We start from the raw sequence: 25,693 nt of genomic DNA on the forward strand, positions 1-25,693 counted from the left end.
TCCGGAAATCATCATGACCCAGAAACTTGGCATCACCGATGTGGTGCTCCGCGATGCCCATCAATCCCTGTTCGCCACCCGCATGCGTCTGGATGACATGCTCCCGATTGCGGCTGCGCTGGATGAAATTGGTTTTTGGTCCCTGGAATCCTGGGGCGGCGCTACCTTTGATGCCTGCATCCGCTATCTCGGAGAGGATCCCTGGGAGCGCATTCGCGAACTGAAGAAGGCCATGCCAAATACACCACAGCAGATGTTGTTACGGGGCCAGAATCTGCTGGGCTACCGCCATTATGCCGATGATGTGGTAGACGCGTTCGTTGAGCGGGCAGCTGAAAACGGTGTGGATGTGTTCCGGGTGTTCGATGCCATGAATGACATGCGCAATATCGAACGTGCCATTGCCGCCGTGGTCAAGCAGGGCAAGCATGCCCAGGGCACTATCGCTTACACGGTTAGCCCGGTCCACACCATGGACATGTGGGTAGAGCAGGGCAAGATTATCGAGCAGATGGGCGCTCACTCCGTAGCGATCAAGGACATGGCTGGCCTGTTGCGCCCCAACGATGCGTTTGAACTGGTCACCCGCCTCAAGGGGGCACTGACTATTCCGGTTCACATGCAGTGCCACGCCACCACCGGTCTCTCCACTGCAACGGCATTGAAAGCGGCAGAGGCGGGTATCGATAACGTGGATACCGCTATTTCTTCGATGTCGATGACGTATGGACACAGCCCCACCGAGTCCGTCGTGGCCATGTTGGAAGGCACCGAGAGAGATACCGGCCTGGATTTGAAAAAGCTGAACAATATCGCCGGCTATTTCCGGGAAGTACGCAAGAAGTATGCGAAGTTCGAGGGCAGCCTGCGCGGCGTGGATGCGCGCATTCTGGTGGCCCAGGTGCCTGGCGGCATGCTCACCAATATGGAGAGCCAGCTGAAAGAGCAGGGCGCTGCTGATCGTTTTGATGAGGTGCTGGAAGAAATCCCGGCAGTGCGCAAGGACCTGGGTTACATCCCCCTGGTCACCCCCACGTCCCAGATCGTGGGCACCCAGGCGGTACTGAACGTACTCTCGGGTGAGCGCTACAAGGTGCTCAGCAAGGAAACCCAGGGCGTATTGCGCGGTGAATACGGTGCAGCCCCTGCGCCATTCAACAGCGAACTGCAGGCGCGTGCCCTGGATGGCGATGAGCCAGTCACCAGCCGTCCTGCTGACCTGATCGATAATGAAATGGACAGCCTGCGTGAGGAGGTGGCCGGGTTGGCCCGTGAAAAGGGGCTGAGTCTTTCTGCAGGTGAGCGACGAGACGATGATGTGCTGACTTATGCGCTGTTTCCGCAAATCGGCCTGCGTTTCCTGGAAAAGCGTGGCGATGCGTCTGCCTTCGAGCCGGTCCCCACAGGCACGGCTGCGCCTGCGGCAGCGGCCAACAGTGAAGGCGTTTACACCGTTGAGGTGGAAGGGAAGCAATACACGGTCAAAGTCAGCGATGGGGGGGATGTTACCGGCATCAAATCGTTGAGTGGTGCTGCAGAAGTCGCGCCGACAGCGCCGGTGGTAGGCGACCCTGCCAACAGCATGCCGGTGTCGGCGCCATTGGCGGGCAATATTTTCAAGGTGTTGGTAAAGCCCGGAGATCGTATTGCCGAAGGCCAGAAGATCATGGTGCTGGAAGCCATGAAAATGGAAACCGATGTCTCGACCCCGGAAGCCGGTATTGTTACCGAGGTACTGGTCAAGGAGGGCGACTCGGTTACCGTAGGGCAGTCTCTACTGATGGTGGAGCAATCCCATGGATAAGCTGGAAACACTGTGGACCAGCACGGGCCTGTATCACATGAGTGGTGGCCAGCTGATCATGATACTGGTGTGTCTGGGGCTGCTCTGGCTGGCAGTGCACAAGAAGTTTGAGCCACTGTTGCTGGTACCGATTGGTTTTGGCGGCATCCTGGCGAATATCCCCATGGCGGGTTTGGCGGAGTCCGCCATCAGCCAGGCGTTGCACTTTGGTGACCAGGGCCTGCTGGCCAGCATGGCACAGGTGCTGGGCATGGATCCGGACGCCGGGCGGCAAGCGCTGTACAAGGCGGCTGAGGCAGCCGGTCCGGCTATTCATGATCAGCTGCATTACCTGGCGGTGAAGGCCAACTATGGTGACGGCATTCTCTACCTGATCTACACCGCAGGCCTGACCACGGGGATCTTCCCGCTTCTGATTTTTATGGGTGTGGGGGCCATGACCGACTTTGGCCCGTTACTGGCCAACCCCCGTACGTTGCTGTTGGGGGCTGCAGCGCAGTTTGGCATCTTTGCCGCCTTGCTGGGCGCGCTGGCGCTGAACTGGGTCGGGCTGGACTTCAGCCTGCAGGATGCCGCAGCCATTGGCATTATCGGCGGGGCGGACGGCCCGACCTCCATCTACGTAACGACCAAGCTGGCGCCGGAGCTGCTGGGGGCCATTGCCGTTGCGGCGTACTCCTACATGGCGCTGGTGCCGATCATTCAGCCACCGATCATTCGTGCCCTCACCAGTGAAAGTGAGCGCACCATCAAGATGGAGCAGCTACGCCCGGTGAGTCAGGCGGAAAAGATCCTGTTCCCGATCCTGTTGCTGATTCTGGTGGCGATGGTATTGCCTGATGCGGCCCCGCTGTTGGGCATGTTCTGTTTTGGCAATTTGATGAAAGAATCGGGTGTGGTCAATCGCCTGGTGGACACTACCAGCAATGCGCTGATCAACGTGGTGACCATCATGCTGGGGCTGGCGGTGGGCTCCAAGCTCAGTGCGGAGAAATTTCTGGTGGTGGAAACCCTGGGCATTCTCGCGCTGGGACTGGCCGCGTTCATGATCGGTACGGCCACCGGAGTGCTGATGGGTAAGTTGCTGAACCGCGTCAGTCAGCATCCGGTGAACCCCATCATAGGCGCTGCCGGGGTATCGGCCGTGCCGATGGCCGCCCGGGTGGCCAACAAGGTGGGGCTGGAGTCCAATCCCCATAACTTCCTGTTGATGCATGCCATGGGCCCCAATGTGGCGGGCGTGATTGGTTCTGCGGTGGCAGCGGGGGTGTTGCTGAACTTCGCCGGTTAATCCTCCTGGTGGTGCCAGCCGCGCAGGCACCACCGCCGCCGTTGTTTGTTGCCTTTCATTTTCTTTTCTCCCCGCTCTATCCCTGGGCCCGCGAAATTCGTGCTTGCCGATTTGCACCTTGATTTGCGCTACAATGGCGTCCCTTCGCCCCCGAATTGATACCGGCAAACAGGTGATACCATGACCGAAACCCTGACTATTACTCGCCCTGACGATTTGCACCTGCATTTTCGTGATGGTGAACTGCTGGCTGAAACCGTGCCGGCAACGGCCAATGTCTTTGGTCGGGCAATTGTCATGCCGAACCTGACGCCGCCGGTGAATACGGTTGGTCAGGCGGCCGCCTATCGTGAGCGCATTCTGGCGCAGGTGCCTGCGGGTGTGACCTTCGAGCCTCTGATGGTGCTGTATCTCACCGACAGTACGCCGGTGGAAGAAGTGGTCCGTGCAGCGCAGAGTGATTTCGTGCATGCATTCAAGCTGTACCCTGCCGGTGCTACCACCAATTCCGATAGCGGTGTGACGGATCCTGGCAAGATCACTCACCTTTACGAAGCCATGGAAAAGTATGATGTGCCGTTGCTGGTGCATGGTGAGGTGACCGATGCGGACGTGGATATTTTCGACCGTGAAAAAATCTTTATTGACCGTTACCTGAGCGATATTCGTCGTCAGTTTCCTGCGCTGCGGATTGTCTTTGAGCATGTGACCACGGCGGAAGCAGTGCACTTCGTTCAGGAGGTTAATGATCTGACAGCGGCTACGGTGACCCCGCAGCATCTGATGATGAACCGCAATGACCTGTTGGTGGGTGGCGTACGCCCGCACAACTACTGCCTGCCGATTCTCAAGCGTCGCCAGCACCAGGAGGTGATTCAGCAGGCGGTTCTGGAAGGGCACCATCGTTTCTTCCTGGGGACAGACTCTGCGCCCCATGCCCGTAACAAGAAGGAGGCCGCCTGCGGCTGCGCCGGCTGTTACTCTGCGCGGGCAGCGCTGCCGTTGTACGCCACCTTCCTCGACCAGCACAATGCCCTCGACAAGCTGGAAGGCTTTGCCAGCCATTTCGGTGCCGATTTCTACCGCCTGCCGCGTCATACCGAGACGGTGACCCTGGTGCGCAAGCCCTGGTCGGTACCGGAGCTGGTCGATGCAGCCGGAGAGCCCATGGTGCCATTCTACGCAGGACAAGAGCTGCCCTGGTCGCTGGCCTGAGCATGAACCGTCTTCCGGTAGTGGTGCTGACCGGCTTTCTCGGCAGCGGCAAGACCACCCAGCTGAATGCCTGGCTTGAGCAGCGTCAGGATCTGGCGGTGCTGATCAATGAGCTGGGCGATATCGGCATTGACCAGCATCTGACGCGTAAAGCCGGTGTGCCGGTGACGCTGCTGGCCGGTGGTTGCGTGTGCTGTGTGGTGCAGGGCGCCCTGTCGTCCACTCTGCGCAACCTGTTCATGGCACGCAAGAATGGAGACATTCCTGAATTTTCCATGGTGGTGCTGGAAACTACCGGCGCCGCGGAGCCGTCCGGTGTGCTGGCGCCGTTGGAACAGGACCCCTGGCTGAAGAAACGCTTCTACTGTCAGTCCGTGCTGACTGTGGTGGATGTGGCCGCCGGGGCGGCCTCCATTCAGCGTCACCCGGAGTGCCTTGAACAGATTCAGGCGGCAGACCTGTTGTTGCTGTCACGTACGGACCAGGTGGCGGCCTCGGAACTGACCGCGTTCAAACAGCAGCTGGCCGCGCTGAACCCGGAGGCAGCATGTTATCCGACGCCTGTCCCGGCAGAGGTCCTGGATCGTCAGTTTGAGCGCCGCTGCCGAATCACCGGCAGACTGAACTCGGTGGTGCCGTCATCTGCTTTGCTGTCGCCGATGGTGAGTGTTCCGGGCACCACAACCACACCTTCCCGCCACCAGCTTTACAGCGCCTCAGTGATCTGGGAATACCCGCTCAGCTGGGGCCACTGGCAGGCTGCACTGAAACAGCTGGCCAGCCAGTGTGGCGATGCGCTGGTGCGGGTAAAAGGCCTGCTCAAGGTGGAAGGGCTGGATGGTCCCTTGCTGGTGCAATGGGTAGGTGGCGCCGAGCCGGAACTGACGCCCATGAACCAGTGGCCGGATGACGATACCCGTACCCGGGTGGTGCTGATCGTGCGTCACAATGACGCTGACTTTCCCCACCAACAGATGGCACACTGGGAGTCATTGCTGGAGCAATTGCGCAGCGCCCCGACTCACTGAGAACAGGACCCGTTCACCGATGGGTTATTTCTATCTTTCCATCGCCATTCTGGCAGAAGTGATTGCTACCTCGGCGCTCAATGCGTCTCAGGGTTTTACCCGCCTGTGGCCCTCGGTGATCACTGCTGTGGGTTATCTGATTGCATTTTATGCACTGGCTTTGACCTTGCGCACGATCCCCATGGGCATTGCCTATGCGGTGTGGGCCGGTACGGGTATTGTGTTGATTGCACTGGCTGGCATGGTGGTGTTTGATCAAAAGCCGGACTTGCCTGCGGTGCTCGGCATGGGGCTGATTGTGATAGGCGTGGTGCTGGTGACCCTGGTGTCGAAAACCTCTGCACACTGAATAACAAGGAGTAGTCGTGGCTGAACGGATGGAAAGTGTTGAATGTGCTGTGGATGTGGTCATCGAAAAAACCGGCGGAAAAATCCGTCTGGCCATGCCGCTGGGGCTGGGGAAGCCCAACCGTTTCGTGAACGCGCTTTATCGCCGGGTAGAGAAGGATTCCAGCCTTTCACTGGACATCTTCACGGCCTTGTCTCTGGGACGCCCGGGTGCTGGCAGTGATCTGGAGAAGCGGTTTCTTGGTCCATTTGCCGAGCGGGTGTTTGCCGATTACGAAGAGCTGGCTTATCTGAAGCCGGCAAAGAAAAGTACGCTGCCTGCGAATATCCGGGTGTACGAATTCTTTTTTCAGCCGGGCAGTATGCTCGGTAGTGACAGTGCCCAACAGCACTATATTTCCAGTAACTACACCCATGTGGCCCGTGATCTCAATGCGCGCAAGATCAATGTGGTGGCTCAGTTGCTGGCGCACAGGTCTGTGGATGGATCAGACCAATACAGCTTTGCCTGTAACCCAGAAGTGACGCTGGATTTGATGCCCCTTTTGCTGGCCCGTCGTGAAGCGGGTGAGACCATTCTTTCCGTTGGGCAGATACATCGAGACCTGCCGTTCATGGAAAACGATGCAAGGGTGGATGACTGGCTACCGCACATGGATTTGCTGGTGGATGACCCAGAGGGTCACACCCGCCTTTTCAGTACCCCGAATATGCCGGTCAACGTGCAGGATCATTTCGTCGGGTTGCATGCCAGTACCCTGATTCGTGATGGTGGCACCTTGCAGATTGGTATCGGTGCGTTGGGTGATGCCCTTGTACACCATCTGCGACTGCGTGATCAGGATAACGAGCGATATCTGCGCCCCTTGCAGGCCTGGGGACTGGCAGAGAGTCAGCAACAGATAATTGCAGCTGAAGGGGGCACCGGAGTCTTCAGGGAAGGTCTCTACGGTTGCAGTGAAATGGTGACCCATGGCCTGCTCCAGCTGGTACACGACCGTATCATTCGGCGTCCGGTGTATGACTGGGAGGCACTGCAGCAGCTGGAAATGCATGAGCCCACCCAGCCTGGGCTGGCCTTGCTGGATGCCCTGCGTGAGCAGTCTGCCATCAGTCGTCGCCTGGATAGGGCTCAGCTGCGCACGCTCAAGCGCTTTGGCATTTTCCGCGAGGCGGTGAGCAAGCAGGGTGATCAGCTGGAACTGCCCAACGGCGTGCGCGTTGCCAATGATCTGGATGACCGCGCCACCCGGGAAGCACTGAAAGCGGTATTCGGTGATCGCCTGCGAGGCGGTATCGTCATGCATGGCGGTTTCTTTCTCGGTCCGGAAGCGTTCTATCGGCGCTTGCGTGAGCTGGATGACGAACAGCGTGCGGCCATCAATATGACCCGCATCAGCTATGTGAATCACTTATACGGTGACGAGGGGCTGAAACGCCTGCAGCGTCAGGATGCCCGTTTTGTGAATACGGCTTTCACCGTGACCTTGCTGGGTGCCGGTGTGGCAGATCAGGTTGACGACGGGCGAGTGCTTAGCGGTGTGGGCGGACAGTACAACTTTGTCAGCCAGGCTCACGAGCTTGAAGGCGCCCGGTCCATCCTGATGGTGAGGGCTTGGCGTGAGCGCGCCAGCGAAGCGATGAGCAATGTGGTGTTCGGCTATGGCCATAACACCATTCCCCGTCACCTGCGGGATGTGGTGGTGACGGAGTATGGGGTGGCCGATCTGCGCGGAAAAACTGACGAAGAAGTGGTCATGGCCATGCTCAATGTATCGGACAGCCGCTTCCAGGTAGATCTCATGGCGGAGGCACGGGCAGCGGGCAAGTTGCGCAAGGATTACCAGATTCCCGAAGCGCACCGGCGCAATAACCCCGAGCATCTTCATGAAATTGCTGCGCGCTGTGGCGATGCGAGTTTCCCGCTGTTCCCGTTGGGAACAGACTTTACCGAGACAGAGCAGCGAGTGCTAAAAGCACTTACCTGGCTGAAGGAAAAAGTCGGTCACAAGGAATATGTGGAACTAGGCAGCAAGGCGTTGTTCCATGAAGGCAGTGAAGCTGAGTTTGCTGAGGAATTGGCCCGCATGGGGTTGAAAGACCCGGACGGGGTGAAGGAGCATCTTTATCACCGCTTGCTGCTCACCGCGTTGGAAGCTGCATGCTAGCAGCGAAGCGCCTTGTCGGTTGGGAGAGATGAGGCGTTGCTGAGGAAGTGGGGTTGCCTGGGAGGAAGAGTCCGGCCAGGCAACCGTGATTCATGATTACTCCGGCTTGTCTTTCTTTTCCTTGTTAATCTCATCCCTGCGCGAAGATTTTCCGGCACCCAGGTCGCTGGGACGGCCAGACAGTACCCGCCAGAATGGAATCCGGCGAGTGATTGATACCATCTCATCCACGGTGTCGCCGATCCCGGAGAGCCGATCGACAGTGTCGCGAAGCCCTACCAGTTCATCCACATGTTCCGATATCTTGAACACCACCATGTAGAATTCGAGCAGAGCGCGCAGGATGGATGCCAGCACCAGAAACGTGATTGGCGCGGCGACAAAGAAATAGAGCAGCCCCCGCCAGGTGGAGGCCATGAAGGCTTCAACGCACAGGTAAAGCAGGCCCATGCCGATAGCCACCAGCGCGATACCGTAAACCCCGGGCAGTACCTGGATGATCATGTACTTGTCGAAGCGGAAGTTGAACAGCTCACGCCAGTACTGCACCACCCAAAAAAAGCCGCGACGTAGTTTGTCGTTGAATTTTTCCTGTGGTACTTCTCCGCTTTCCTGATCCTTGTTATCTACCATTTCGCGTACTGCTCCTCGACAAAACCATAGCGGGCTTTAATAGCGACAGTGGTGCCATCATCAAGATGAAGACTGCCATCAAAGCGGCCGAAAAGTTGGTTGAAGTTGCTGGCGAACAGGCCCAGGTTGAGTCGTTCACGATGATTGCCGCTGGGTGTAAAGGTCATATCCACGCGACCACAGAGACTGCGAATACGCCAGGGCTGCATGAGGTCATCACGGTTATAGTCGAACATGACCCCTCCGGTGGGGATCATGACATCATCCACCCACAAGCAGTTCTCTGAAAAGGTCGTCTCATTGACCCCGCAGGAAAGATTGAGCCCGATGTGCCTGCCATCGGCATGGGTGGACAGACATGCCCAGTTCCAGAAGGTTTCCCGGCGCATGTAACCGGCAGAAAAGTCATGGTGACCACTGGCGTTCAATGCCTGAAGGTCCAGAGTTTCGCCGTCGCGGGTCAGGGTGCCGGTGACCCCCTTGCCTGCCACCTTGTTGGCGTAGACCCAGCCATTAATCCCTGTGCGGGTGCACAAGGACATGGGCTGATAGCTGCTGCCTTCTTCCATGGTGGCCTGTAGCTGGAGGCCTTTCAGGGTGATGGAGAAGGTCTTGGTCAGAGCCTGGTTGTCTTCACGGTAGCCCAGCTCGATATCCACGCCCTTCTGGCGGAAATAACTCACGCCATTGCGTGGCGAGTCGGACATATGAAGGTCCCGGCCCAGAGGTGAGCGCCAGGTATATTCCTTGAGGGTGCCGGTGCGTGGCTCAAAGGTGTAGAAAAAGGCAATGCCCAGCCAGGCGGTATGGGCCAGAGCGCAACCGGCCAGCAAGTCATCACTGATGATGCCGAAATACTGGAACTGCTTGTAGTGGAAGTGTCGTGCGAAGGCGCTGGCGCGACTGCCCATGGGGGTGCGGTAATCTGCATCACGGCCATTGATTTGCGATACAGTGGCGGGAAAAACTCCCAAGGCGACCTGCCCCCGATCATCAACCAGGGAAGAGGGTTGAGGTTGAAAATTCATGCGTTAGGCCAACTGACAGGAACGATAAAGCCCGGCTCAGGGCGCAATGAAGAGATGACCATGAGTGGGCGTGACTGCGTCTCAACATAGTCAATGAGTTCGGGGGTATCAATAAAAGTGGTACTTTTGTCCGACATTGACGGCAGCGGCCAGTTTTTCTTATCAACAACCTGCCAGCGCTGCAACGGCAGACTATGGGTGGGTAGCCACCAGCCCCGTTCATGTTGCGGATGGCGTGGCGGATAGTCCGGGTGGCCATTGCGATAAAACAGGCGCCCCCTCGTTAACAGGGCGCGGCCATCTACTTGTAAGCCACGGTTGGCGAGCATCTCGCGACATTGGGGCAGGGTGCTACGCAGGATTTGATGCTCGAACAGATGCTGGGATTTGCGTGAGAGAGTGTCGTGGCTGTTAGGGCCGTACCAGTTGTCCGCTGTGCCCAGATAGAACTTCAAGGCCAGCTCCCAATGCCACAGCTTGCCACTGCCCCTGTCCCGCACCAGCATGTCCAGTTCACCGAGAGTGGTCTGGCCGTCACGCACGGCCAGGTTGCGGTCTACCAGTTCAAGTCCATTACTGGCCGATACCAGCGCGGCCACCCATTGCTCGAAGGTAATGCCCAGGCGTTGTGGAGACACCGTATCCTGTAGCCAATCTGCTGCACGGTGAATGAGGGTGGGATCGCGGTGCCACTCGCGTTTGAGCAGCTTGCCCGCATCTTCGAACGGGGAGCATGAGAGTAGAGGCGGGGCCTGGATCAGCCAGGCAAGTTGCTGAACCAGAGCCCCGGACACGGGAGTGTTGATCATGCAGAGGTGGGCAGATCTTCCCGTTTGTGCAGTTCGGCACGCACTTCTTCAGCCCAGCTCAGCCAGGCTTGCTGATCGAGAATGCCACGGCGCAGGGTGAGGTAGGTGTACATGTCCTTTTCGGTGTTCCGCTCGGCCAGTGCCTTGGCCAGCGCTTCAAAGGTACTCAGTCGTTCCCGGCGCAGGTCGGCCTGGTCTTCCAGCTCCCGAAGCACGGCGGAGGGCTCGCTGAGGGCTCCGCCCGCAATCTTTACCATGAAGGAATCCCGAATCCGCGGCGGAGCCGCAGGCTTTCGGAGCCAGCGAATCAGCTCATCGCGACCGGTGTCGGTAATCCGGTAAAGCTTCTTGTCAGGTTTGCCGTCCTGGGGAATGTGGCGGTACTTGACCATGTCCTGCTCATTCAGCTTACCGAGCTCCAGATAAATCTGCTGGTGGGTCGCATTCCAGACCAGCCCGATACTGTTAGCGAATTCGCGAGCGAGGTCATAACCGCTGGCTTCTTGATCTTGTAGCAATACAAGTATGGCATGGCGCAAAGACACGGCTGACTCCTCGTCCTGATTAAATATGGCTAGTACCATATTGATAGTAGAGAGCCGTGTTATTGCTGCGCAATCCGTTGAATAAGTAGATTTGTAAAAACTTGGTGAAGTTGCCCTTCAGTAGTTGTCTTGTGTAAGTATTTGTTATTAAAAGACGTGCACTGTGTGAGTCGGCGGGGTAGTTGAGCAACCTCCGTTGACTAAGTGTCACCCGTGCCGGTCCTCAAATGCCATCAGCATACTGGCCTGGTATTGTGAGGACGCGGTGAGTTGATCTTTGTCCAGCTTGGGCACCAGGTTGTGGATCAGGCTGCGGGATGCCTTGCGAGTGGTCTCCACGCCGACGCTGGCCAGCTTGCGCAGTACCGGACCAAAGCCCAGCAGGGCCATGGGTTTCTCGAAATACCAGTGAATGGCCTCATTGGTCACTTCCAGCAGGTACTCTTCCAGCTCCCGCCGAGCCTCATCAAAGGTGCCATTGGCGCACAGGTCGGGAAGGTTGTTGCCTTTTATTGCCAGGCTCTCGCTGACAGGGAAGGCCACATACCAGCCTTCGCCGCGGGTGCCGGGTTGTCGCACCGCATCCATGTAAATGGCGGAGGCCTTGTTCTGTTCCAGATCCATCTTTTTCGCGCTTCGGCCGATCACCAGAGCCGACGTCTTGTTGATGGTCTGGCAGGTCATGTTGACCACGCGAAACATGCTGGAGGATAAACCCGCAGCCTCTGCTGCCCGCACCATGAATGCCTGCAGGGCTTCATCAATGAAAATGCTCATGATGGCCTCAATTTCCTTTGGCTCCGGCTGGCTGGCGCCCCCTTGCATGCGGGTAATAAAACCATCCGTTTTGCTATGCAGCGCCTCGCTGGACAGGAAAGCCACGTGGGGTATTGTCATTATTCTTCTCCTCAGACTGGAAGAAAGGATGATACGCATGGGTTTTCGCAGACCCAATGACCAAAAATGCCGGTTTTCTATTCCTTTTTTATTGCTGATAGATGATGATTCGCGGCCATTGCCGGGGTTTTGGCAGTTAATGGAGAAGTCATGTTAGGCGTCGTTCAGGCAGATGCGGACCAGATCAAGCAGTGGTTGCAGCAGGCCAATATTCAGCATTACATCTGTGAGCATTGTCACGGCTTGCACCTGTCTGAGTTACAGGGGCGCGAGGGCGTGGTCGATTCCCGGTTGTTTGTGGAAGAGGATGGCGTTCTGCTGACCACCGAGCTGGAAGTGCGGCCAGCAGCCTTGTTCGCTGTTCAGGCTGAACTCAGTCGTCTCAATATGGCCTTTCCGTCGGTGAAGCTTTTCCTCGATGTGAATGATGACTCCTTACCGCGTCTGGTGGCCTGCGATTTGTTACTGGGGCGGCGCGGAATCACGTTTGACCAGTTTATTTATTTCGTCCAGGCGACGGTGGATGCCACCCTGCAGCTGATGGACGAATGCCAGGATTACAACTGGCTGATCTGGCCGGATGAATTTGATAACGGTCATGCTGAGGCACTCCACTGAGATGCATGACAATGCGGATCTGGTTGGCGGGGTAGGCGGTAGTCATCTGGATGGGCTCATAGAGGGCCTGGTTCGTGATGGCTTTGCGGTGGCTCCGGGGTTTGCGCCGATTTCATTGGTAAGAGCCTTGCGCAAGGAAGCCAGTGAGCGGGATGCGCTCGGTGAATTCAAACTGGCGGGGATCGGTCGGCGTCAGGATTTTCAGAAAGATACCCGTGTGCGCAGTGACCGTACCTGCTGGCTGAAGGCCGAGACTCTGGCCCAGTGCCAGTGGCTGGAGTACATGGAATCATTGCGTCTGGCCGTCAACCAATCCCTGTTTATGGGCCTGTTCGAGCTGGAATCCCATTTTGCCATCTACGGCCCCGGCGATTATTACCAACGCCACCTGGATGCCTTTAATGGTAACAATGGCCGTTTGCTGTCCGTGGTGCTGTACCTCAACGAAGGATGGCAAAGTGACTGGGGTGGCCGATTGCGTGTCTGGCCGAACCCGGATGCCAGTAGCGTTGCCACCGAAGTGGAACCCCGTGCCGGCACACTGGTGGCCTTTCTCAGCGAGAAAATTCCCCACGAAGTCTTGGCAGCCACCCACGAACGCTACAGTATTGCGGGATGGTTCCGATGCAACAACACTACCGCCGACTGGCTCGATCCGCCACGCTGATACTCGCTGTCCTGCTGCTTGCGGGACCGGCTGTGGCGCAGCTGTGCGCTGAGCCCGGTCGGGACGGTTCAGATCCTGTGGGTGAGGTGGTCAATACCTACTTCACCGGTCCTGACTCCCAGATCCTCACTGCGGGTACCCGCACCCTCGTGCTCAGCCGTGCTCGCGGCGCTTCGCCACTGCTGGCCGGTGACCTTGGCCTGCTGATGCAGGTGCAGGGCGCGACTATTCTTACCCGCAACGATGCTCGTTATGGCCAGTTGCAAGACCACAAGTTGCATGCCGAGTGGGTGCGCATCGAGCAGCTGGAAGGCAGTACCCTGAGGGTCCGCGCTGGCGGTAATGGCGGAGGGCTAATCTACAGCTATGTGAATCAACCAGCGGATGCCAAGCAGGGCCGGCTACGCTGGCAGCTGGTGCGGGTTCCCCAGTACGACAGCCTGTCGTTGCAGCATGATCTCAAGGCCTTGCCCTGGGATGGATTCACCGGTGGTGTGCTGGCGCTGGATGTGCGCCGCAAGCTGGCCTTGAACGGGCACCGGCTGAATGTCTCGGCGGCAGGCTTGCGTGGTGCCCCAGCACTGACACTGTTGGGGGCGCTGGGGAGTCCGGAAGACTGGCGTTACGCCAGCCCCGGTGCAGATGACCAGAAGGTGGCCTATGGCCATCATGGCAGCAAGGGGGAAGGTATTGCCGGCACCCCGGTACTGTTACTGCCTGAAGAGGTCGGATATCCCACTGGTGACATGGCCCGGGGGGCGCCGGCTACGGCGGGCGGCGGAGGGAATGCGCTGGATCTGGCACACCGGGCATTGGCCAGCGGTGGCGGCGGCGGTAATGGTCGTGCCGGTCAGGATGGTTTGCCAGGCTCCGGCGGTGGCAAGGGGGGCGCCAAGGCCCCCATCGGGCTGGTGATGGGGAGTGGCGGCGGTGCAGCTGCCCGTAACCGTGGTGAAGGCGGGGACGGCGGTCATGGCGGTGGTGTCGCACTGGTTCGAACCGCCGGATTGCTTGGGCCAGGGTCGCTTCATCTGCAGGGCGGCGATGGCGTAAAAGCAGTTAAGGCCGGAGGGGGTGGAGGCAGTGGTGGTACCCTCTGGCTGGATATGCCGCCGGGCTCCCTGTTGCCGGTCACACTCAACCTACAGGGCGGAAAGGGTGCGGCTGGAGGAGGCGCTGGCGGTGCTGGACAGCGTTTGATGTCCGCCCCCCAGCCATGGCCCAGCTTCGACCTTTTCTCTTTGAGTGGCGCGCAAGGGGGTTATCAGTGTCGGCCTGCCGGGCACTGGGTGTCAGGTGTGGTGTTTGAAGACAACGGTGGTGGCGATCCCGCCGCAGCGTTCAATGGCATGCAGGATGAAGGGGAGCGGGCACTGTCAGGTGTGGCGTTTGTTCTGCTGGACAGCAAGGGGCCAAAGCAGGATGTGGTCAGTGGTGAGTCCGGGGGGATCAGCCTGCGGTTGTCGGAAGCGCAGAGCCAGGGCCAGGCCATGTCACTGACTGTCATGTTGCCGCAAGACCTGCTGCTTGCTGTTGTCCCGGATATTCAAGGTGTAAAGGGGCGCAGACAGGGAAGGCAAGTCAGCTGGCCGCTCATGGCCTCGCCGGATCGTCATTCCGGGCCGTTGAATCTTGGGCTGTTGACGCTGCCAACCTGGCAGGCGCCACCCACACAGCGTGTTGAGGCGGGGGGCAAGGCGGTGGTGACATTCCGCTACCGCGCGACCCTGACAGGCGAAGTGCAGTTCAACAGTGACAGCAAAGCGGTCAGCGGCTTGTTGATGGACCGAGCCTGTTCCGGCAACAGCGAGCGCTGGAACAGTGGCAGTAGCCCGCGTTGGGCGGTCAAGGCCGGAGAGGAATTGTGCGTGCGTGTGCCGGTGGCGGTGTCCGATCAGCCGCAGAGCGTTGCTGTTACTGCCATGACTTATCCCTCGCGTGCTCCCTCCGGTTTTCAGTTGCCGGTTCAGCAAGCAGAGACCCGTTTGACGATTACCCCCTGAGCCCTTGAAATGTTTTTCCCCATCCCCATTTCTGGTCATGTGACAAGACCGGTCTGAAGTGTTTTGCCCCGGGCAGATGCTTCCTGTCACGCCAATCTGATTATTAAACATGATGCAGTGGATGCCTGCGGGGTCTGCTGTGGATGATGAGGATTAGTGTGATGAATACAGGTTTCTCTCTTGCGCCTCTGTTCCGCCATTCGGTGGGATTTGACCGTTTCGATGAACTGTTGGATGCAGCGTTGCGTGCTGATCAATCCAGTGGCTACCCCCCATACGACATCATTCGCGAAAGTGATGGCCGCTACCGCATTGTGATGGCGGTGGCCGGGTTCCGCCGCAGCGATATCGAGATCACCGTGCAGGAAAACGAGCTGCGCATCCGTGGTGGCTTGGCTGCCCAAGGTGAAGACGATCGCACCTGGCTACACCGGGGCATTGCCCGCCGTGCTTTCGAGCGAACGTTCAAGCTCGCAGACCATGTAGAAGTCGATTCTGCAGGTATGGAAGATGGCTTGCTGACGGTAACCCTGAACCGGGTTGTTCCGGAGGAAAAAAAGCCCCGTATCATCCCCGTTGATGGCGACGTCACCCCTACAAAAAGCAATTAATTGCTAACAGTTTGTGACGCAAATTTTGTGACACAGTAAAGGGGTCGAGCAGACCCCTTTTTGCTAATTTGAAATGGCAAGTGTGGAAAATCAGCTCGCCCGGCAGGTCTGCCAGACCAGCTGAACAACCGCGACGAGCATCGTCTCGCGCCCTGATCAGGAAGATCGGGACCGACACCATTGTCAGCCATAGGGAGCGGCAAGCAATGAAACGTATCTATTATTTCACTAAATCTCTTGCCTCGGTGAGAGGGATCACCACTGAGCTTCAACAGGTCGGTATCGGTGAGAATCATCTCCATGTGATGGGAAATGACACCATGGCGATTGCCCAGGCTCATGTGCACGGCACTACTCCCTGGGAAGAGACCGATATCATGCATTCCGGCTTTGTTGGTGCACTGACAGGTATGGGGATCGGGCTGTTGTCCGGTTTCCTGCTGGCCGGCATGGATCCCTGGGGCTTACAGCTGGATAGTGGCGCCATTATTGGGGCGACTCTCTTCGGCACCTGCTTTGGCGCCTGGGTGGGTGGCCTGCGCGGTGTGTCCAGCCAGAATCATCATCTTACGCCTTACATGGACAGAGTGATGGAGGGCGACTACCTGATGATGGTGGACGCCGACGATGATGCCCAAGCCGGCAAGATCGAGAAAGTCATGGCGGGCCATCGTCATGAGGCTGAAGAAGCAGGTCGCGAAGAGCATTTCCACCCGTTCGACTGAACGTTGGCTAGGGCGATATGTCGGTTATGCGACATCAACGCCCTGTCACGCCCTACGCCGGATATTGCGCCCGGTAAGCGCCGGGCGCTGGAGGTCAGCGACTGACCTTCATCCAGTGCGCGGCCACATCCAGCATCCTCTGGCTGAATCCCCATTCATTGTCATACCAGGCCAGCAGCTTGGTTTGCTGGCCAATCTGCCGTGTGTGATTGGTATCGACAATGCAGGAGAATGGCTGGTGATTGAAGTCTCCGGACACCAGTGGAATGTGGTTGATGGCCATAACGCCTTGCAGTTGGCCGTGGGCGGCATTACTGAGTGCTTCATGGATCTCTTCCACACTGGCCGGCTTGTCCAGCAGCACGGTCAGATCGGTTAGCGATACGTTCAATGTGGGCACCCGCACGGCCAAGCCATCCAGCCGGCCGGCCAGGTGGGGCAACACCTTGCCCACAGCCTTGGCAGCCCCGGTGCTGGTGGGAATCATGTTGACCGCTGCAGCTCGGGCGCGAAGCAGGTCGCCATGGGCCTTGTCGACCAGGTTCTGGTCGTTGGTATAGCTGTGGATGGTGGTCATCAGTCCCTGACGGACGGTGAAGGCCTGGTCGAGCACATCGACCAATGGCGCAAGGCAGTTAGTGGTGCAGGACGCGTTGGACACAATTTGCTGATCTGCACTCAGGGCATCGTGATTGACCCCGTACACCACCATGGCGTCCGCATCCTCCACAGGGTAGCTGCACAACACACGCGGAGCGCCAGCCTGCAGATGATCCGCCAGGGCGGCTCGAGTCTTGAACTTGCCCGCGCACTCAATCACCAGATCCGGTTTCAGGCTGCGCCAGGGAAGCTCCGACAGCTCTCGATGGGATGAGCAGGGGATGCTCTGACCATCAATTTCCATATAGCCATTGTCGTAATGGACCGAATGTTCCCAGCGACCGTGGGTGCTGTCGAAGGCCAGCAAGTGCGCCAGCACTTCAAAATCGGCCAGGTCATTGATGCCAACCAGCGTGAAATGCTTGCCGGCAGGGTGGTCGTGCAGGGCGCGAACAATACAGCGCCCTATGCGGCCGAAGCCGTTGATGGCAATGCGAATTTTTCCGTTCTCAGCCATGGTGCAGTCTCCTTCCACCCCATGACTTGAGTGTAAACCTGTACGGCAGTTGATCAAGCTTTGTTCAGACAGACGGCAGCGTCTTGCAAAGCATTGGCGCATTGCGCACAATGCGCCCTCGCTTCGTGGCCGTCTGGCCCGTGCGCGTTATGGTCGACCCGTCGGTCCCCCCGCAACGACAAGCTGTAAACCCCGCCAGGCCCGGAAGGGAGCAACGGTAGCAGCGGACTCGTGTGCCGGGGTGTGGCTGGCGGGAAGACCTCCAAATTCCTGCCTCAAGTATCCTGCTTCACATAACACGCCAAGAACTGCCGCCTACTGAGTTGTCTCGCTGTTGGTGTGGAGAGCGTTGCATCTTTCGGTGCTCCAACCCTATGTTTGCGTATTCTGGCAAATTACCATTCCGCTGGCGCAGCGGTGGTACCGGGTCGCGCAACCGCGATAGATGGGCGGCTATTCTCTGTTTCCAGAATCCCATAACCTGCTTCCTGCACTGTCCTCCCTTCGGGAACTTCGTTAGCATAAGCGACTGAATTTCAATTCCTTTGTCTTGGTGGCCGAAAAAGCTGCTGGAGTGCTATGAGTTATCAGGTTCTTGCCCGGAAATACCGCCCCCGTACCTTTGATGAACTGGTCGGGCAGGAGCACGTCTCGCGGGCACTGATGCACGCGCTGGATCAGGATCGCCTGCACCACGCCTACCTGTTTACCGGTACCCGCGGGGTGGGCAAGACCACCATTGCACGAATCTTGTCCCGCTGCCTGAACTGCGAGCAGGGCGTCAGTGCCCGGCCCTGTGGCGTATGCCCGACTTGTCAGGAAATCAACGAAGGGCGCTTCGTGGACCTGATCGAGGTGGATGCGGCCAGCCGCACCAAGGTGGAAGATACCCGCGAGCTGCTCGACAACGTCCAGTACGCGCCGACACGGGGGCGCTACAAGGTGTACCTGATTGATGAGGTGCACATGCTTTCGGCGCATTCTTTCAATGCGCTGCTGAAAACGCTGGAAGAGCCGCCGCCCCACGTGAAGTTCCTGCTGGCGACCACTGATCCGCAAAAGCTGCCGGTGACGGTGCTGTCCCGCTGTCTGCAGTTCAGCCTCAAGGCGTTGCCACCGGAGCAGATTGCAGGTCATCTCAAGACGCTGCTCGACAAGGAAATGATCCGTTACGATGAGCCTGCCCTGCTGGCCCTTGGCAAGGCGGCGCAAGGTTCCATGCGTGATGCGCTCAGCCTGACGGACCAGGCCATTTCGTTCGGTGGTGAGCAGCTAGGCAGCGAGGCCGTGAATGCCATGCTGGGCACCGTGGATCGCAACCATGTGCTGACTCTGCTGGTGGCGCTGGCGGAGCAAGAGCCTGCGGGTGTGCTCAAGGCGCTGGCTGGGGTGTGTGAACACAGCCCCGGTGAACTGGCGCTGCTGGACGAGCTGATCAGCCAGTTGCACCAGATTGCAGTATGCCAGGCCGTTCCCGGTGCGGCGGATGACACCCTGACCCAACTGGCCGCCGCCCTCACCGCTGAGCAGATACAACTTTATTATGATGTGGCCTTGCGTGGCCGCCGGGATCTGCAGGATGCCCCGGATACCCGGGCAGCGCTGGAAATGTTGTTGCTGCGGATGGTGCTGTTTACTCCGAAAGGTGTACTGCCCGCCCAGGGGGGCGGTGCTGCCCCGGTAAAAAAGCCTGAATCGCAGGCACCGTCAGCCCCGGCTGACGGATTGCCTGACTTGCGTGCGCTGCTGGAGACGCCCAAGCCTGCGGTAGCGGCCCAGTCGCCTGCCCCAGTGGCAACGCCCGCCGCGGCACAACAGCCTGAGCCACAGCCACAGGCCGTTTCAACCGCTACCGCGAGCCATTCATCCCCTGGGGACGACACTCCACCGTGGGAAGAGGATGTGCCGCCCTGGGAAGATGCGCCGTCCGTTCAGGCCTCATCGCCAGAGCGGGAGCCGCCGGCTGACCGACAAGAGCCAGAAGGGCAGACCCGGACCGCACCGCCAGTGACCCAGACGGCGGAGCCCGCAGCGCCGGCTCAAGAGCCTGAGGCTCCGTTGGCGCCCCTGCCGGAGCCCACCAATGAAGCCGAAGTGGCCACCTGGTGGGCAGCGTTGTTGCTGCGGCTCGACCTTGACGGCACTGTGCGCAATATCGCTCGTAATGCGGTATTGGTGAGCCGTGAACAACATATCTGGACACTTCGTATCAGCACCGGTCACCAGGTTCTGGTAAACCGCGAACGCCTGGATGAACTCTCCGCCGCCCTTGAAAATTACTTCCAGCGCCGCATCCAGGTGCAAGTGGAGTACGAGCAGCGGGCCGGGGATACCCCCGAATTGATGGCCGAGGCCAGACGTCAGGCAATCCTGGCCGATGCAATTCACACCCTTCATCAGGATGCCGTCGTGCAGCAGTTGGTGGGCCGGTTCGACGGACGCCTGGACGAAGAGAGTGTTGCCCCGAAAGAGACAGTGGAATAGCACGCTGGATGCCTGAGGCCTGTTACTGTTGGGCATCAGGCGTCAGGTGCAAAATTCTGGAGAATGACATGGACTTTGATATCAACTCTCTCATGCAGCAGGCGCAGGCCATGCAAGAGAAGATGAAGAAAATGCAGGACGAGGCCGCCAATGCGGAAGTGACCGGTGAAGCCGGTGCCGGTCTGGTCAAGGTGGTCATGAATGGTCGCCATGACGTGAAATCCGTCAACGTGGATGCCTCGCTGATGAGCGAAGACAAAGAGTTGCTGGAGGACCTGTTAGCCGCCGCCGTCAACGATGCGGTACGCCGGGTGGAAAAACAGCAGCAGGACAACATGCAGAATATGGCCGGTGATTTCCCGTTCCCGCCAGGTTTCAAACTCTAGGATTCCTCAGTGAAGCACGCGCCTCTGGTTGACCAGCTGATACATGCCTTTACCTGTCTGCCGGGTGTCGGCCCTCGCTCTGCCCAACGCATGGCTTATGCCTTGCTGGATCGGGGCAGGGAGCAGGGACGCCGGCTGGGTGATGCCCTCCATGCCGCCATGGACGGGGTGCAGCATTGCCAGCGTTGCCGCAATTATGCGGAAGCCGAGCTGTGCCCTATTTGTGAAAGCGCCAAGCGCGACAGTTCGCTGATCTGTATTGTGGCGACCCCCGCGGATGTCCTTGCTTTCGAGCAATCCGGTGAATACATGGGGCAGTACTTCGTGCTGATGGGCGAGCTCTCGCCGCTGGATGGTATTGGTCCCCGCGAACTGGGCCTGGATGTGCTGGAACAGCGCCTGCAGGGTGGCGAAATCCGCGAATTGATCCTTGCCACCGGCACTACGGTTGAAGGCGAAGCCACCGCCCATTACATCCTCGACCTTGCCCAGGACGCAGGCGTGCAGGTGACCCGCATTGCCCAGGGCGTACCCATGGGCGGTGATCTTGAGTTCGTGGATGGCGCCACCCTGGCTCAGGCGCTTCGTGCCCGCAGGCCATTCGGCAGCTGACGCACCTGCGCTTCAATGCTGAAATCGGCCAGGACCCGCGCAGGATCGCGTTTTGAGAAGTCACCATCACGCAATACCCTGTGCCGGTGCTTCTGGGTTTTCACCATTCCCAATCGGTGATGCCTAACATGGCTCTGTTACTTGCAGGCAAGTAGCAGTCAACGCTTGTATCGCATGTTTCACCATGTCTGGCTTGGCGCTCACTAAGGCTTCCCCCCAACGTAACTCACACAACCCGTCAGGCTGTATAGCCATTTTCCCTCTACCTCTGTTAAGGTCTTGACCAAGCAAGCGCTAGGTTGAATGAAGGAGGCTCTGTGAGCGCACTGAATTATTTCAATGATACCCACCAAATGGTGCGGGCTACGGTTCGCAAGTTCGTGGAAAGGGAAATCCTTCCCCATGTAGACGATTGGGAAGAGGCCGGGGAGTTTCCCCGGGAGTTGTATCACAAGGCGGCAGCCGCGGGCATTCTCGGAATCAATGCCCCTGAGCAATACGGCGGCACCGGCGAAGACGTGTTCATGAAGGTGGCGGCCTGTGAGGAGCTGGTACGATGCTCCTCCGGTGGCCTTTGTGCCAGCCTCGGCTCCCTGGATATCGGCCTGCCTCCGGTATGGAAGTGGGGTAGCGATGCCATGAAGGAAAGGGTCATCCCGGAGGTGATCGGCGGGGAAAAAATTTCCGCGCTGGCAATCACCGAACCCAACGGCGGTTCCGACGTGGCCAACCTGCGTACCCGTGCGGTGCGTGATGGTGATCACTATGTGGTGAATGGTTCCAAGACCTTTATCACCAGTGGGGTGCGCGCAGATTATTACACCGTGGCGGTGCGTACCGGTGATCAGGGGTACGGCGGCATCAGTCTGCTTCTGATCGAGAAGGGCACGCCGGGTTTCACCGTGGGGCGGAAGCTGAAGAAGATGGGTTGGTGGGCATCAGACACCGCCGAGCTGTTTTTTGAAGATTGTCGGGTGCCGGCAGAGAACCTGATTGGCCCCGAGAACGGCGGCTTTTACTGCATCATGAGTAACTTCCAGATGGAGCGTCTGATTCTTGCCGTTACCGCCAACAGCACTGCCCAGCTGGCGCTGGACGAATGCCTTCGTTATGTGAAAGAACGTGAAGCCTTTGGCCGCCCATTGGCTGGCTTCCAGGTGACTCGTCACAAGCTGGCGGAGATGGCTACGGACATCAAGGCCAGTACCGAGTTTACCTACCGGGTGGCTGCCAGGATTGCGGCGGGTGAGAACTGCGTGCTGGATGTGTCCATGGCCAAGAATGTGGCAACCCGTTGTGCTGACCGGGTGACCTACGATGCCGTGCAATTATTCGGTGGCAGTGGCTACATGCGTGGCACTATTGTCGAGCGCCTCTACCGAGATAACCGCATTCTCTCCATCGGTGGCGGGACTCACGAGATCATGAATGAGGTGATCGCGAAGCAGATGGGCTTATAAAGAGACGATTCACTCAACACGCCACAGGCAACACGCAGAAAAACAAAAGAGGCCGCGCCCATGGCATGGGCGCGGCCTCTTGTCGTTCAGGCGCTACAGGCTAGCTTGTAGCTAGGCTTAGCCGGTGCACTCGGGACGGCTCTGGTCCAGCTTGCAGCGTACCTTGCGTAGCAGGGTCAGCATGTCCGGATCGTAGTAACCCTCGATCTTCAGTTGGTTGCGAGCTTCCTGCATCAGCACTTCGTACTCACTTTTGTCCGTGTCCGGAATTTCCACCCACCACTTGGCATCCACTTTGGATTCTTCTCTCTTCAGCTGGTCGAGGATACGATCCAGGTTGTTGTAGAAGTATTCACGGGACTTCTGGGCTACATCAGGAGCGAACGCGTCTTTCTTGGCGATCAGCTGAATGGTCAGCTGTACCAGCGGATAATTGATGATACCGCCATCTGGAGACAGGCCCTTGTACAGTTCCAGTGCTTCATAGGCCGCCAGCGGCGCGGCAATCACGTCCACCACACCGTTGTTGAACTTGGTGGAGAAGTTGGTGATGTCGGACGCTACCGGGGTTGCGCCGACCTGTGAGACCAGCTTGGCTTGCGTCTCGTCGTATTCAAGCACGGCTACGCGTTTGCCTGCTGCCTTGGCTAGGCTGTTCACTTCCTTGTCATTCACAAACACATAGGCCGCACCGGCGGGAGCAATGCCCATAATCTGGTAGGCGCCCTGTGACAGTTTGTCTGCGCTCTGGGGCATGGCAAGCACCTGCAGCACAATCCGCATGTGATCCATGGTGGGGATCGCGCCGATGGAGTCCACGGTGCCTGCATACTTGCTGAAACCACGACCACGGATGCCCGTGACAAGCGCGGCATCACAGACACCGGCTTTCAGGTCTTCAGCGGCAATAGCTTCGTTGGTGTAAGGCACAAGCTCCGCATCAATACCCCAGCCAACAGCTGCAGTTTGCCAGTCTTTCATTGCGCCCATCATGGGGCCAACGTTGCCAACGATGTCGAATACACAGATTTTTTGTTGTGCGGCCTGGGCGGAAACGGAGGTGGCCAGGGCGCAGACCGCAAAAGCGGCCGTCAAAAGTTTCTTCATGGGTTAATCCTGCGTTGTTATTACTGGTATCGCTTTAAGGTATGAGTGGATAGTAGTGGGAAAGGTTCAGAAAGAAAAAGCCACCTGGGCCAGTCGGGGCATATTTTGGGTCAATTTCCCGGTTTTCTGCGAGTTAAAGGCTACTGACGCTTTGCACGGCGGATCTCTCCGGGCGTTTTGCCGGTCCAGGAGCGATAAGCTTTGCTGAAGCTGGCCTGGTCACTGTAGCCAATGTGCTCGGCGATTTTCTCCAGCGGCATGTCCGTGTCCTTCAAAAAGCGGGTGGCGAAGGTTTCACGCACCTGGTTTCGAATGGTGCTGAAAGCATAACCGGCCAGGCCCAGGTGGCGCCGTACGGAGCGCGGGCTCATCCCCAGATTCTCAGCAACCCGCTCAAGGGTGCTGTTACGCCCGGGTGAAGTCATGATCAGGTGTCGGACCTGGGTAACGACCTTGAGGCTATCGGAGCCTTTCAGTTGCTCCTGGCTGCGTGCAGCGGCCAGGTAGTTGGCCATACTGGCATCGTCATCGCGCCCCTGCCTGCCGGAAAGCGGCATGAGTACCCGGTTCTGGGGGCAGTCAAAACGCATCTCCACTCCCTTGGCAAGCTGTTGCCACTGTAATGACTTGCCGGGGCAGGGGAAGTCGAACTCGAAGGTGAAGCGACGACACACCAGTGATGCCAGCGAGTGGATGCTACCCATGTAGATGCTGGCGATGGTGGGTTTAAGGTCGTCGAATTCCCAGTTGTCATGAAGCTGGATGGAAATCATTTCCCCGCTGGCATGAATTTCCATGTCCATCAGCGGCAGCGATACGCGCAGGTACTGCACCACCATACTGACCAGGTGTCGATAGTTCTTCTGTCGCAAGATGGCGAAGCCGAACAAACCATGGCCATGAAGATCGAGCTCCTGGCCAAATCGAAAGCCACTGGTGACATCATTCAGGAGGCGATTGCCATGTCGAAGAATCAGGGAAATCTGTTTGACGGAAAGAAATCCTTCGGGATTATCCAGAATGCCCGGATCGACCCCTGCATTTTCGAGCACGATCGTTCCATTGATTCCGTGTTTTTGTACAAACCGCAAGTACCGGCGGGCATAGCGAACTGAAATGATGGGAACGTTCAGTGCCATTCCACTGTTTTTCATTATTTGTACCCGGCCTCTGGCCTGAATGCTGTTGTTATTATTGGTGAGAACCAGGTCCCACTCTGTCGTTTGAAACTAAAAAACAAAAAGAACATTGCCTTTTTTAACAAAAAACTGGCCGCTTTAACCATTATACCTTTGCGTCTGGATGGCGATTATGTGCGCCGCTTTTCACAAATAAAAATAAACATGGAGCGGAGAAATGAAAAGGGATAATTCGGCTTCTTTGAAAGCACGGTATGTGCCTATTTCTAAAGTATCAGTGCTAACCATGCGAAGAATGTATGAGATTTACTCGGGGTACTACGAAAATGTAAGCCTCGATCTTTTCTGCCGCGACATGGCCGAGAAAGACGGCGTATTTCTTGTGGCGGAGAGATCAACCAAGCGGGTGGTTGGTTTTTCCACCATGAAGACCCTCGATATGGAAGTGGATGGTCGCATTGTCAGGGGTGTTTTTAGCGGCGATACCATTCTCGAAAAAGCCTACTGGGGGAACAAGGCATTGCACATGGCGTTTTTCTTGCGCGTGATACGCGAGAAGCTTCGCCATCCAACCCGCCCACTGTTTTGGCTTTTGATCTCCAAGGGTTATAAAACCTATTTGCTGATGGCAAATAATTTCCTCAATTATTATCCCTCACCGGAGAAAGACTGCGACAAGCTGGCAAGTCTCGTTGATCGTTATTGTGATGAGCTTTTTCGTGAATATTACTGCGCAGAAAAAAAACTTTTGGACTTTGGCTCCGGTTATACGCATCTCAAATCTGATGTGGCAGGCATCACGGATGACATGCGGCAGAATAATGAAAAAATCCAGTTTTTCGAGACTCGCAATCCCACCTGGGAACGGGGTACGGAACTGCCCTGTATTGGCGAAGTAAGCTATTCGCTGTTGTTGAATTATCCTCTGGATTTGTGGCGTAAATCACGCCGTACAGACGCATCTGTTACAGCTCCCGTCGTCGCCAATAACTAAAATA

General features: G+C 57.8%; 24 protein-coding genes and 1 other RNA gene. 17 read left to right on the plus strand and 8 right to left on the minus strand.

All coding sequences use genetic code 11. The features are described 5' to 3' along the window. Nucleotides 1–13: 13 nt before the first annotated feature. The 6 genes from oadA (at nucleotide 14) to GFN93_RS09100 (ending at nucleotide 7,854) form a co-directional block, all read left to right on the plus strand. Nucleotides 14–1,804, plus strand: coding sequence for a sodium-extruding oxaloacetate decarboxylase subunit alpha (gene oadA, locus GFN93_RS09075; RefSeq protein ID WP_153500717.1), 1,791 nt, complete (start codon nucleotides 14–16; stop codon nucleotides 1,802–1,804). Next, nucleotides 1,797–3,095: a sodium ion-translocating decarboxylase subunit beta gene (locus GFN93_RS09080; protein ID WP_153500719.1), complete on the plus strand. Its 1,299-nt coding sequence runs from the start codon at nucleotides 1,797–1,799 to the stop codon at nucleotides 3,093–3,095. Before oadA ends, GFN93_RS09080 begins: the two co-directional genes overlap by 8 nt. 180 nt (nucleotides 3,096–3,275) lie before the next feature. Next, the gene (gene pyrC / locus GFN93_RS09085) at nucleotides 3,276–4,310 is read left to right on the plus strand and encodes a dihydroorotase (RefSeq protein WP_153500721.1); all 1,035 of its coding nucleotides are present in this window, start codon (nucleotides 3,276–3,278) and stop codon (nucleotides 4,308–4,310) included. Nucleotides 4,311–4,312: 2 nt separating this feature from the next. Next, nucleotides 4,313–5,338, plus strand: a complete 1,026-nt coding sequence (locus tag GFN93_RS09090; RefSeq protein ID WP_153500723.1) for a CobW family GTP-binding protein — start codon at nucleotides 4,313–4,315, stop codon at nucleotides 5,336–5,338. Between the two features lie 19 nt (nucleotides 5,339–5,357). Beyond that, nucleotides 5,358–5,687 (plus strand): DMT family transporter, encoded by a 330-nt coding sequence (locus GFN93_RS09095; RefSeq protein ID WP_153500725.1) that lies wholly within the window; start codon nucleotides 5,358–5,360, stop codon nucleotides 5,685–5,687. Nucleotides 5,688–5,703: 16 nt separating this feature from the next. Further along, nucleotides 5,704–7,854, plus strand: coding sequence for an acetyl-CoA hydrolase/transferase C-terminal domain-containing protein (locus GFN93_RS09100; protein WP_328594446.1), 2,151 nt, complete (start codon nucleotides 5,704–5,706; stop codon nucleotides 7,852–7,854). Between the two features lie 96 nt (nucleotides 7,855–7,950). Here GFN93_RS09100 and GFN93_RS09105 read toward each other — a convergent pair whose 3' ends face one another. From GFN93_RS09105 to GFN93_RS09125, 5 genes are all read right to left on the minus strand, one after another. Next, complete coding sequence (locus tag GFN93_RS09105; protein ID WP_153500727.1) at nucleotides 7,951–8,487, minus strand: DUF4282 domain-containing protein; 537 nt, start codon at nucleotides 8,485–8,487, stop codon at nucleotides 7,951–7,953. Continuing rightward, entirely contained in the window at nucleotides 8,481–9,515 is a 1,035-nt protein-coding gene (locus GFN93_RS09110; RefSeq protein ID WP_153500729.1) for a DUF2804 domain-containing protein, read from the minus strand. The genes GFN93_RS09105 and GFN93_RS09110 overlap by 7 nt, the downstream gene beginning before the upstream one ends. Further along, on the minus strand, nucleotides 9,512–10,324 hold the full coding sequence (locus GFN93_RS09115; RefSeq protein WP_153500731.1) for a DUF1853 family protein: 813 nt from the start codon (nucleotides 10,322–10,324) through the stop codon (nucleotides 9,512–9,514). Before GFN93_RS09115 ends, GFN93_RS09110 begins: the two co-directional genes overlap by 4 nt. Then, nucleotides 10,321–10,869: a PadR family transcriptional regulator gene (locus tag GFN93_RS09120; protein WP_328594447.1), complete on the minus strand. Its 549-nt coding sequence runs from the start codon at nucleotides 10,867–10,869 to the stop codon at nucleotides 10,321–10,323. Before GFN93_RS09120 ends, GFN93_RS09115 begins: the two co-directional genes overlap by 4 nt. A 207-nt stretch (nucleotides 10,870–11,076) precedes the next feature. Next, nucleotides 11,077–11,766: a hypothetical protein gene (locus GFN93_RS09125; protein ID WP_153500735.1), complete on the minus strand. Its 690-nt coding sequence runs from the start codon at nucleotides 11,764–11,766 to the stop codon at nucleotides 11,077–11,079. A 150-nt stretch (nucleotides 11,767–11,916) separates the two neighbouring features. Here GFN93_RS09125 and GFN93_RS09130 point away from each other — a divergent pair, with 150 nt between their 5' ends. The 5 genes from GFN93_RS09130 (at nucleotide 11,917) to GFN93_RS09150 (ending at nucleotide 16,390) form a co-directional block, all read left to right on the plus strand. Then, nucleotides 11,917–12,384: a YbjN domain-containing protein gene (locus tag GFN93_RS09130; RefSeq protein ID WP_153500737.1), complete on the plus strand. Its 468-nt coding sequence runs from the start codon at nucleotides 11,917–11,919 to the stop codon at nucleotides 12,382–12,384. Continuing rightward, nucleotides 12,365–13,051 (plus strand): 2OG-Fe(II) oxygenase, encoded by a 687-nt coding sequence (locus tag GFN93_RS09135; protein WP_235901772.1) that lies wholly within the window; start codon nucleotides 12,365–12,367, stop codon nucleotides 13,049–13,051. Before GFN93_RS09130 ends, GFN93_RS09135 begins: the two co-directional genes overlap by 20 nt. Further along, nucleotides 13,009–15,054, plus strand: coding sequence for a hypothetical protein (locus GFN93_RS09140; protein WP_153500739.1), 2,046 nt, complete (start codon nucleotides 13,009–13,011; stop codon nucleotides 15,052–15,054). Before GFN93_RS09135 ends, GFN93_RS09140 begins: the two co-directional genes overlap by 43 nt. A 161-nt stretch (nucleotides 15,055–15,215) precedes the next feature. Beyond that, complete coding sequence (locus GFN93_RS09145) at nucleotides 15,216–15,665, plus strand: Hsp20 family protein (RefSeq protein WP_153500740.1); 450 nt, start codon at nucleotides 15,216–15,218, stop codon at nucleotides 15,663–15,665. Nucleotides 15,666–15,871: 206 nt separating this feature from the next. After that, entirely contained in the window at nucleotides 15,872–16,390 is a 519-nt protein-coding gene (locus GFN93_RS09150) for a hypothetical protein (RefSeq protein WP_153500742.1), read from the plus strand. A gap of 94 nt (nucleotides 16,391–16,484) precedes the next feature. On the opposite strand, the gene gap is transcribed toward GFN93_RS09150, so the two are convergent. Continuing rightward, nucleotides 16,485–17,507, minus strand: coding sequence for a type I glyceraldehyde-3-phosphate dehydrogenase (gene gap / locus GFN93_RS09155; RefSeq protein WP_153500744.1), 1,023 nt, complete (start codon nucleotides 17,505–17,507; stop codon nucleotides 16,485–16,487). A gap of 159 nt (nucleotides 17,508–17,666) precedes the next feature. On the opposite strand from gap, the gene ffs reads away from it, so the two are divergent. The 5 genes from ffs (at nucleotide 17,667) to GFN93_RS09180 (ending at nucleotide 22,449) form a co-directional block, all read left to right on the plus strand. Next, nucleotides 17,667–17,763, plus strand: an RNA gene (gene ffs, locus GFN93_RS09160) — signal recognition particle sRNA small type. A 323-nt stretch (nucleotides 17,764–18,086) separates the two neighbouring features. After that, on the plus strand, nucleotides 18,087–19,991 hold the full coding sequence (gene dnaX, locus GFN93_RS09165) for a DNA polymerase III subunit gamma/tau (protein ID WP_153500745.1): 1,905 nt from the start codon (nucleotides 18,087–18,089) through the stop codon (nucleotides 19,989–19,991). Nucleotides 19,992–20,059: 68 nt separating this feature from the next. Beyond that, nucleotides 20,060–20,377, plus strand: a complete 318-nt coding sequence (locus GFN93_RS09170; RefSeq protein WP_153500747.1) for a YbaB/EbfC family nucleoid-associated protein — start codon at nucleotides 20,060–20,062, stop codon at nucleotides 20,375–20,377. A gap of 9 nt (nucleotides 20,378–20,386) precedes the next feature. Then, complete coding sequence (gene recR / locus GFN93_RS09175; protein WP_328594452.1) at nucleotides 20,387–20,989, plus strand: recombination mediator RecR; 603 nt, start codon at nucleotides 20,387–20,389, stop codon at nucleotides 20,987–20,989. A gap of 317 nt (nucleotides 20,990–21,306) precedes the next feature. After that, the gene (locus GFN93_RS09180) at nucleotides 21,307–22,449 is read left to right on the plus strand and encodes an acyl-CoA dehydrogenase family protein (protein WP_328594453.1); all 1,143 of its coding nucleotides are present in this window, start codon (nucleotides 21,307–21,309) and stop codon (nucleotides 22,447–22,449) included. 117 nt (nucleotides 22,450–22,566) lie between these two features. Here GFN93_RS09180 and GFN93_RS09185 read toward each other — a convergent pair whose 3' ends face one another. Together GFN93_RS09185 and GFN93_RS09190 are read right to left on the minus strand one after the other, a co-directional pair. Then, on the minus strand, nucleotides 22,567–23,556 hold the full coding sequence (locus tag GFN93_RS09185; RefSeq protein WP_153500749.1) for a putative solute-binding protein: 990 nt from the start codon (nucleotides 23,554–23,556) through the stop codon (nucleotides 22,567–22,569). Between the two features lie 140 nt (nucleotides 23,557–23,696). After that, complete coding sequence (locus GFN93_RS09190; RefSeq protein ID WP_328594454.1) at nucleotides 23,697–24,608, minus strand: helix-turn-helix domain-containing protein; 912 nt, start codon at nucleotides 24,606–24,608, stop codon at nucleotides 23,697–23,699. Between the two features lie 304 nt (nucleotides 24,609–24,912). On the opposite strand from GFN93_RS09190, the gene GFN93_RS09195 reads away from it, so the two are divergent. Next, on the plus strand, nucleotides 24,913–25,689 hold the full coding sequence (locus GFN93_RS09195) for a hypothetical protein (RefSeq protein WP_235901774.1): 777 nt from the start codon (nucleotides 24,913–24,915) through the stop codon (nucleotides 25,687–25,689). Nucleotides 25,690–25,693: the final 4 nt, after the last annotated feature.

This window comes from Alcanivorax sediminis (assembly GCF_009601165.1).
GTDB lineage: Bacteria > Pseudomonadota > Gammaproteobacteria > Pseudomonadales > Alcanivoracaceae > Alcanivorax > Alcanivorax sediminis.

What these genes read in the sequence shown, in the direction of transcription:
- oadA (WP_153500717.1), top strand. Translation starts at nt 14, where the DNA reads ATGACCCAGAAACTTGGCATCACCGATGTGGTGCTCCGCGATGCCCAT.
- GFN93_RS09080 (WP_153500719.1), top strand. Translation starts at nt 1,797, where the DNA reads ATGGATAAGCTGGAAACACTGTGGACCAGCACGGGCCTGTATCACATG.
- pyrC (WP_153500721.1), top strand. Translation starts at nt 3,276, where the DNA reads ATGACCGAAACCCTGACTATTACTCGCCCTGACGATTTGCACCTGCAT.
- GFN93_RS09090 (WP_153500723.1), top strand. Translation starts at nt 4,313, where the DNA reads ATGAACCGTCTTCCGGTAGTGGTGCTGACCGGCTTTCTCGGCAGCGGC.
- GFN93_RS09095 (WP_153500725.1), top strand. Translation starts at nt 5,358, where the DNA reads ATGGGTTATTTCTATCTTTCCATCGCCATTCTGGCAGAAGTGATTGCT.
- GFN93_RS09105 (WP_153500727.1), bottom strand. Translation starts at nt 8,487, where the DNA reads ATGGTAGATAACAAGGATCAGGAAAGCGGAGAAGTACCACAGGAAAAA.
- GFN93_RS09110 (WP_153500729.1), bottom strand. Translation starts at nt 9,515, where the DNA reads ATGAATTTTCAACCTCAACCCTCTTCCCTGGTTGATGATCGGGGGCAG.
- GFN93_RS09115 (WP_153500731.1), bottom strand. Translation starts at nt 10,324, where the DNA reads ATGATCAACACTCCCGTGTCCGGGGCTCTGGTTCAGCAACTTGCCTGG.
- GFN93_RS09125 (WP_153500735.1), bottom strand. Translation starts at nt 11,766, where the DNA reads ATGACAATACCCCACGTGGCTTTCCTGTCCAGCGAGGCGCTGCATAGC.
- GFN93_RS09130 (WP_153500737.1), top strand. Translation starts at nt 11,917, where the DNA reads ATGTTAGGCGTCGTTCAGGCAGATGCGGACCAGATCAAGCAGTGGTTG.
- GFN93_RS09135 (WP_235901772.1), top strand. Translation starts at nt 12,365, where the DNA reads ATGCTGAGGCACTCCACTGAGATGCATGACAATGCGGATCTGGTTGGC.
- GFN93_RS09140 (WP_153500739.1), top strand. Translation starts at nt 13,009, where the DNA reads ATGCAACAACACTACCGCCGACTGGCTCGATCCGCCACGCTGATACTC.
- GFN93_RS09145 (WP_153500740.1), top strand. Translation starts at nt 15,216, where the DNA reads ATGAATACAGGTTTCTCTCTTGCGCCTCTGTTCCGCCATTCGGTGGGA.
- GFN93_RS09150 (WP_153500742.1), top strand. Translation starts at nt 15,872, where the DNA reads ATGAAACGTATCTATTATTTCACTAAATCTCTTGCCTCGGTGAGAGGG.
- gap (WP_153500744.1), bottom strand. Translation starts at nt 17,507, where the DNA reads ATGGCTGAGAACGGAAAAATTCGCATTGCCATCAACGGCTTCGGCCGC.
- dnaX (WP_153500745.1), top strand. Translation starts at nt 18,087, where the DNA reads ATGAGTTATCAGGTTCTTGCCCGGAAATACCGCCCCCGTACCTTTGAT.
- GFN93_RS09170 (WP_153500747.1), top strand. Translation starts at nt 20,060, where the DNA reads ATGGACTTTGATATCAACTCTCTCATGCAGCAGGCGCAGGCCATGCAA.
- GFN93_RS09185 (WP_153500749.1), bottom strand. Translation starts at nt 23,556, where the DNA reads ATGAAGAAACTTTTGACGGCCGCTTTTGCGGTCTGCGCCCTGGCCACC.
- GFN93_RS09195 (WP_235901774.1), top strand. Translation starts at nt 24,913, where the DNA reads ATGAAAAGGGATAATTCGGCTTCTTTGAAAGCACGGTATGTGCCTATT.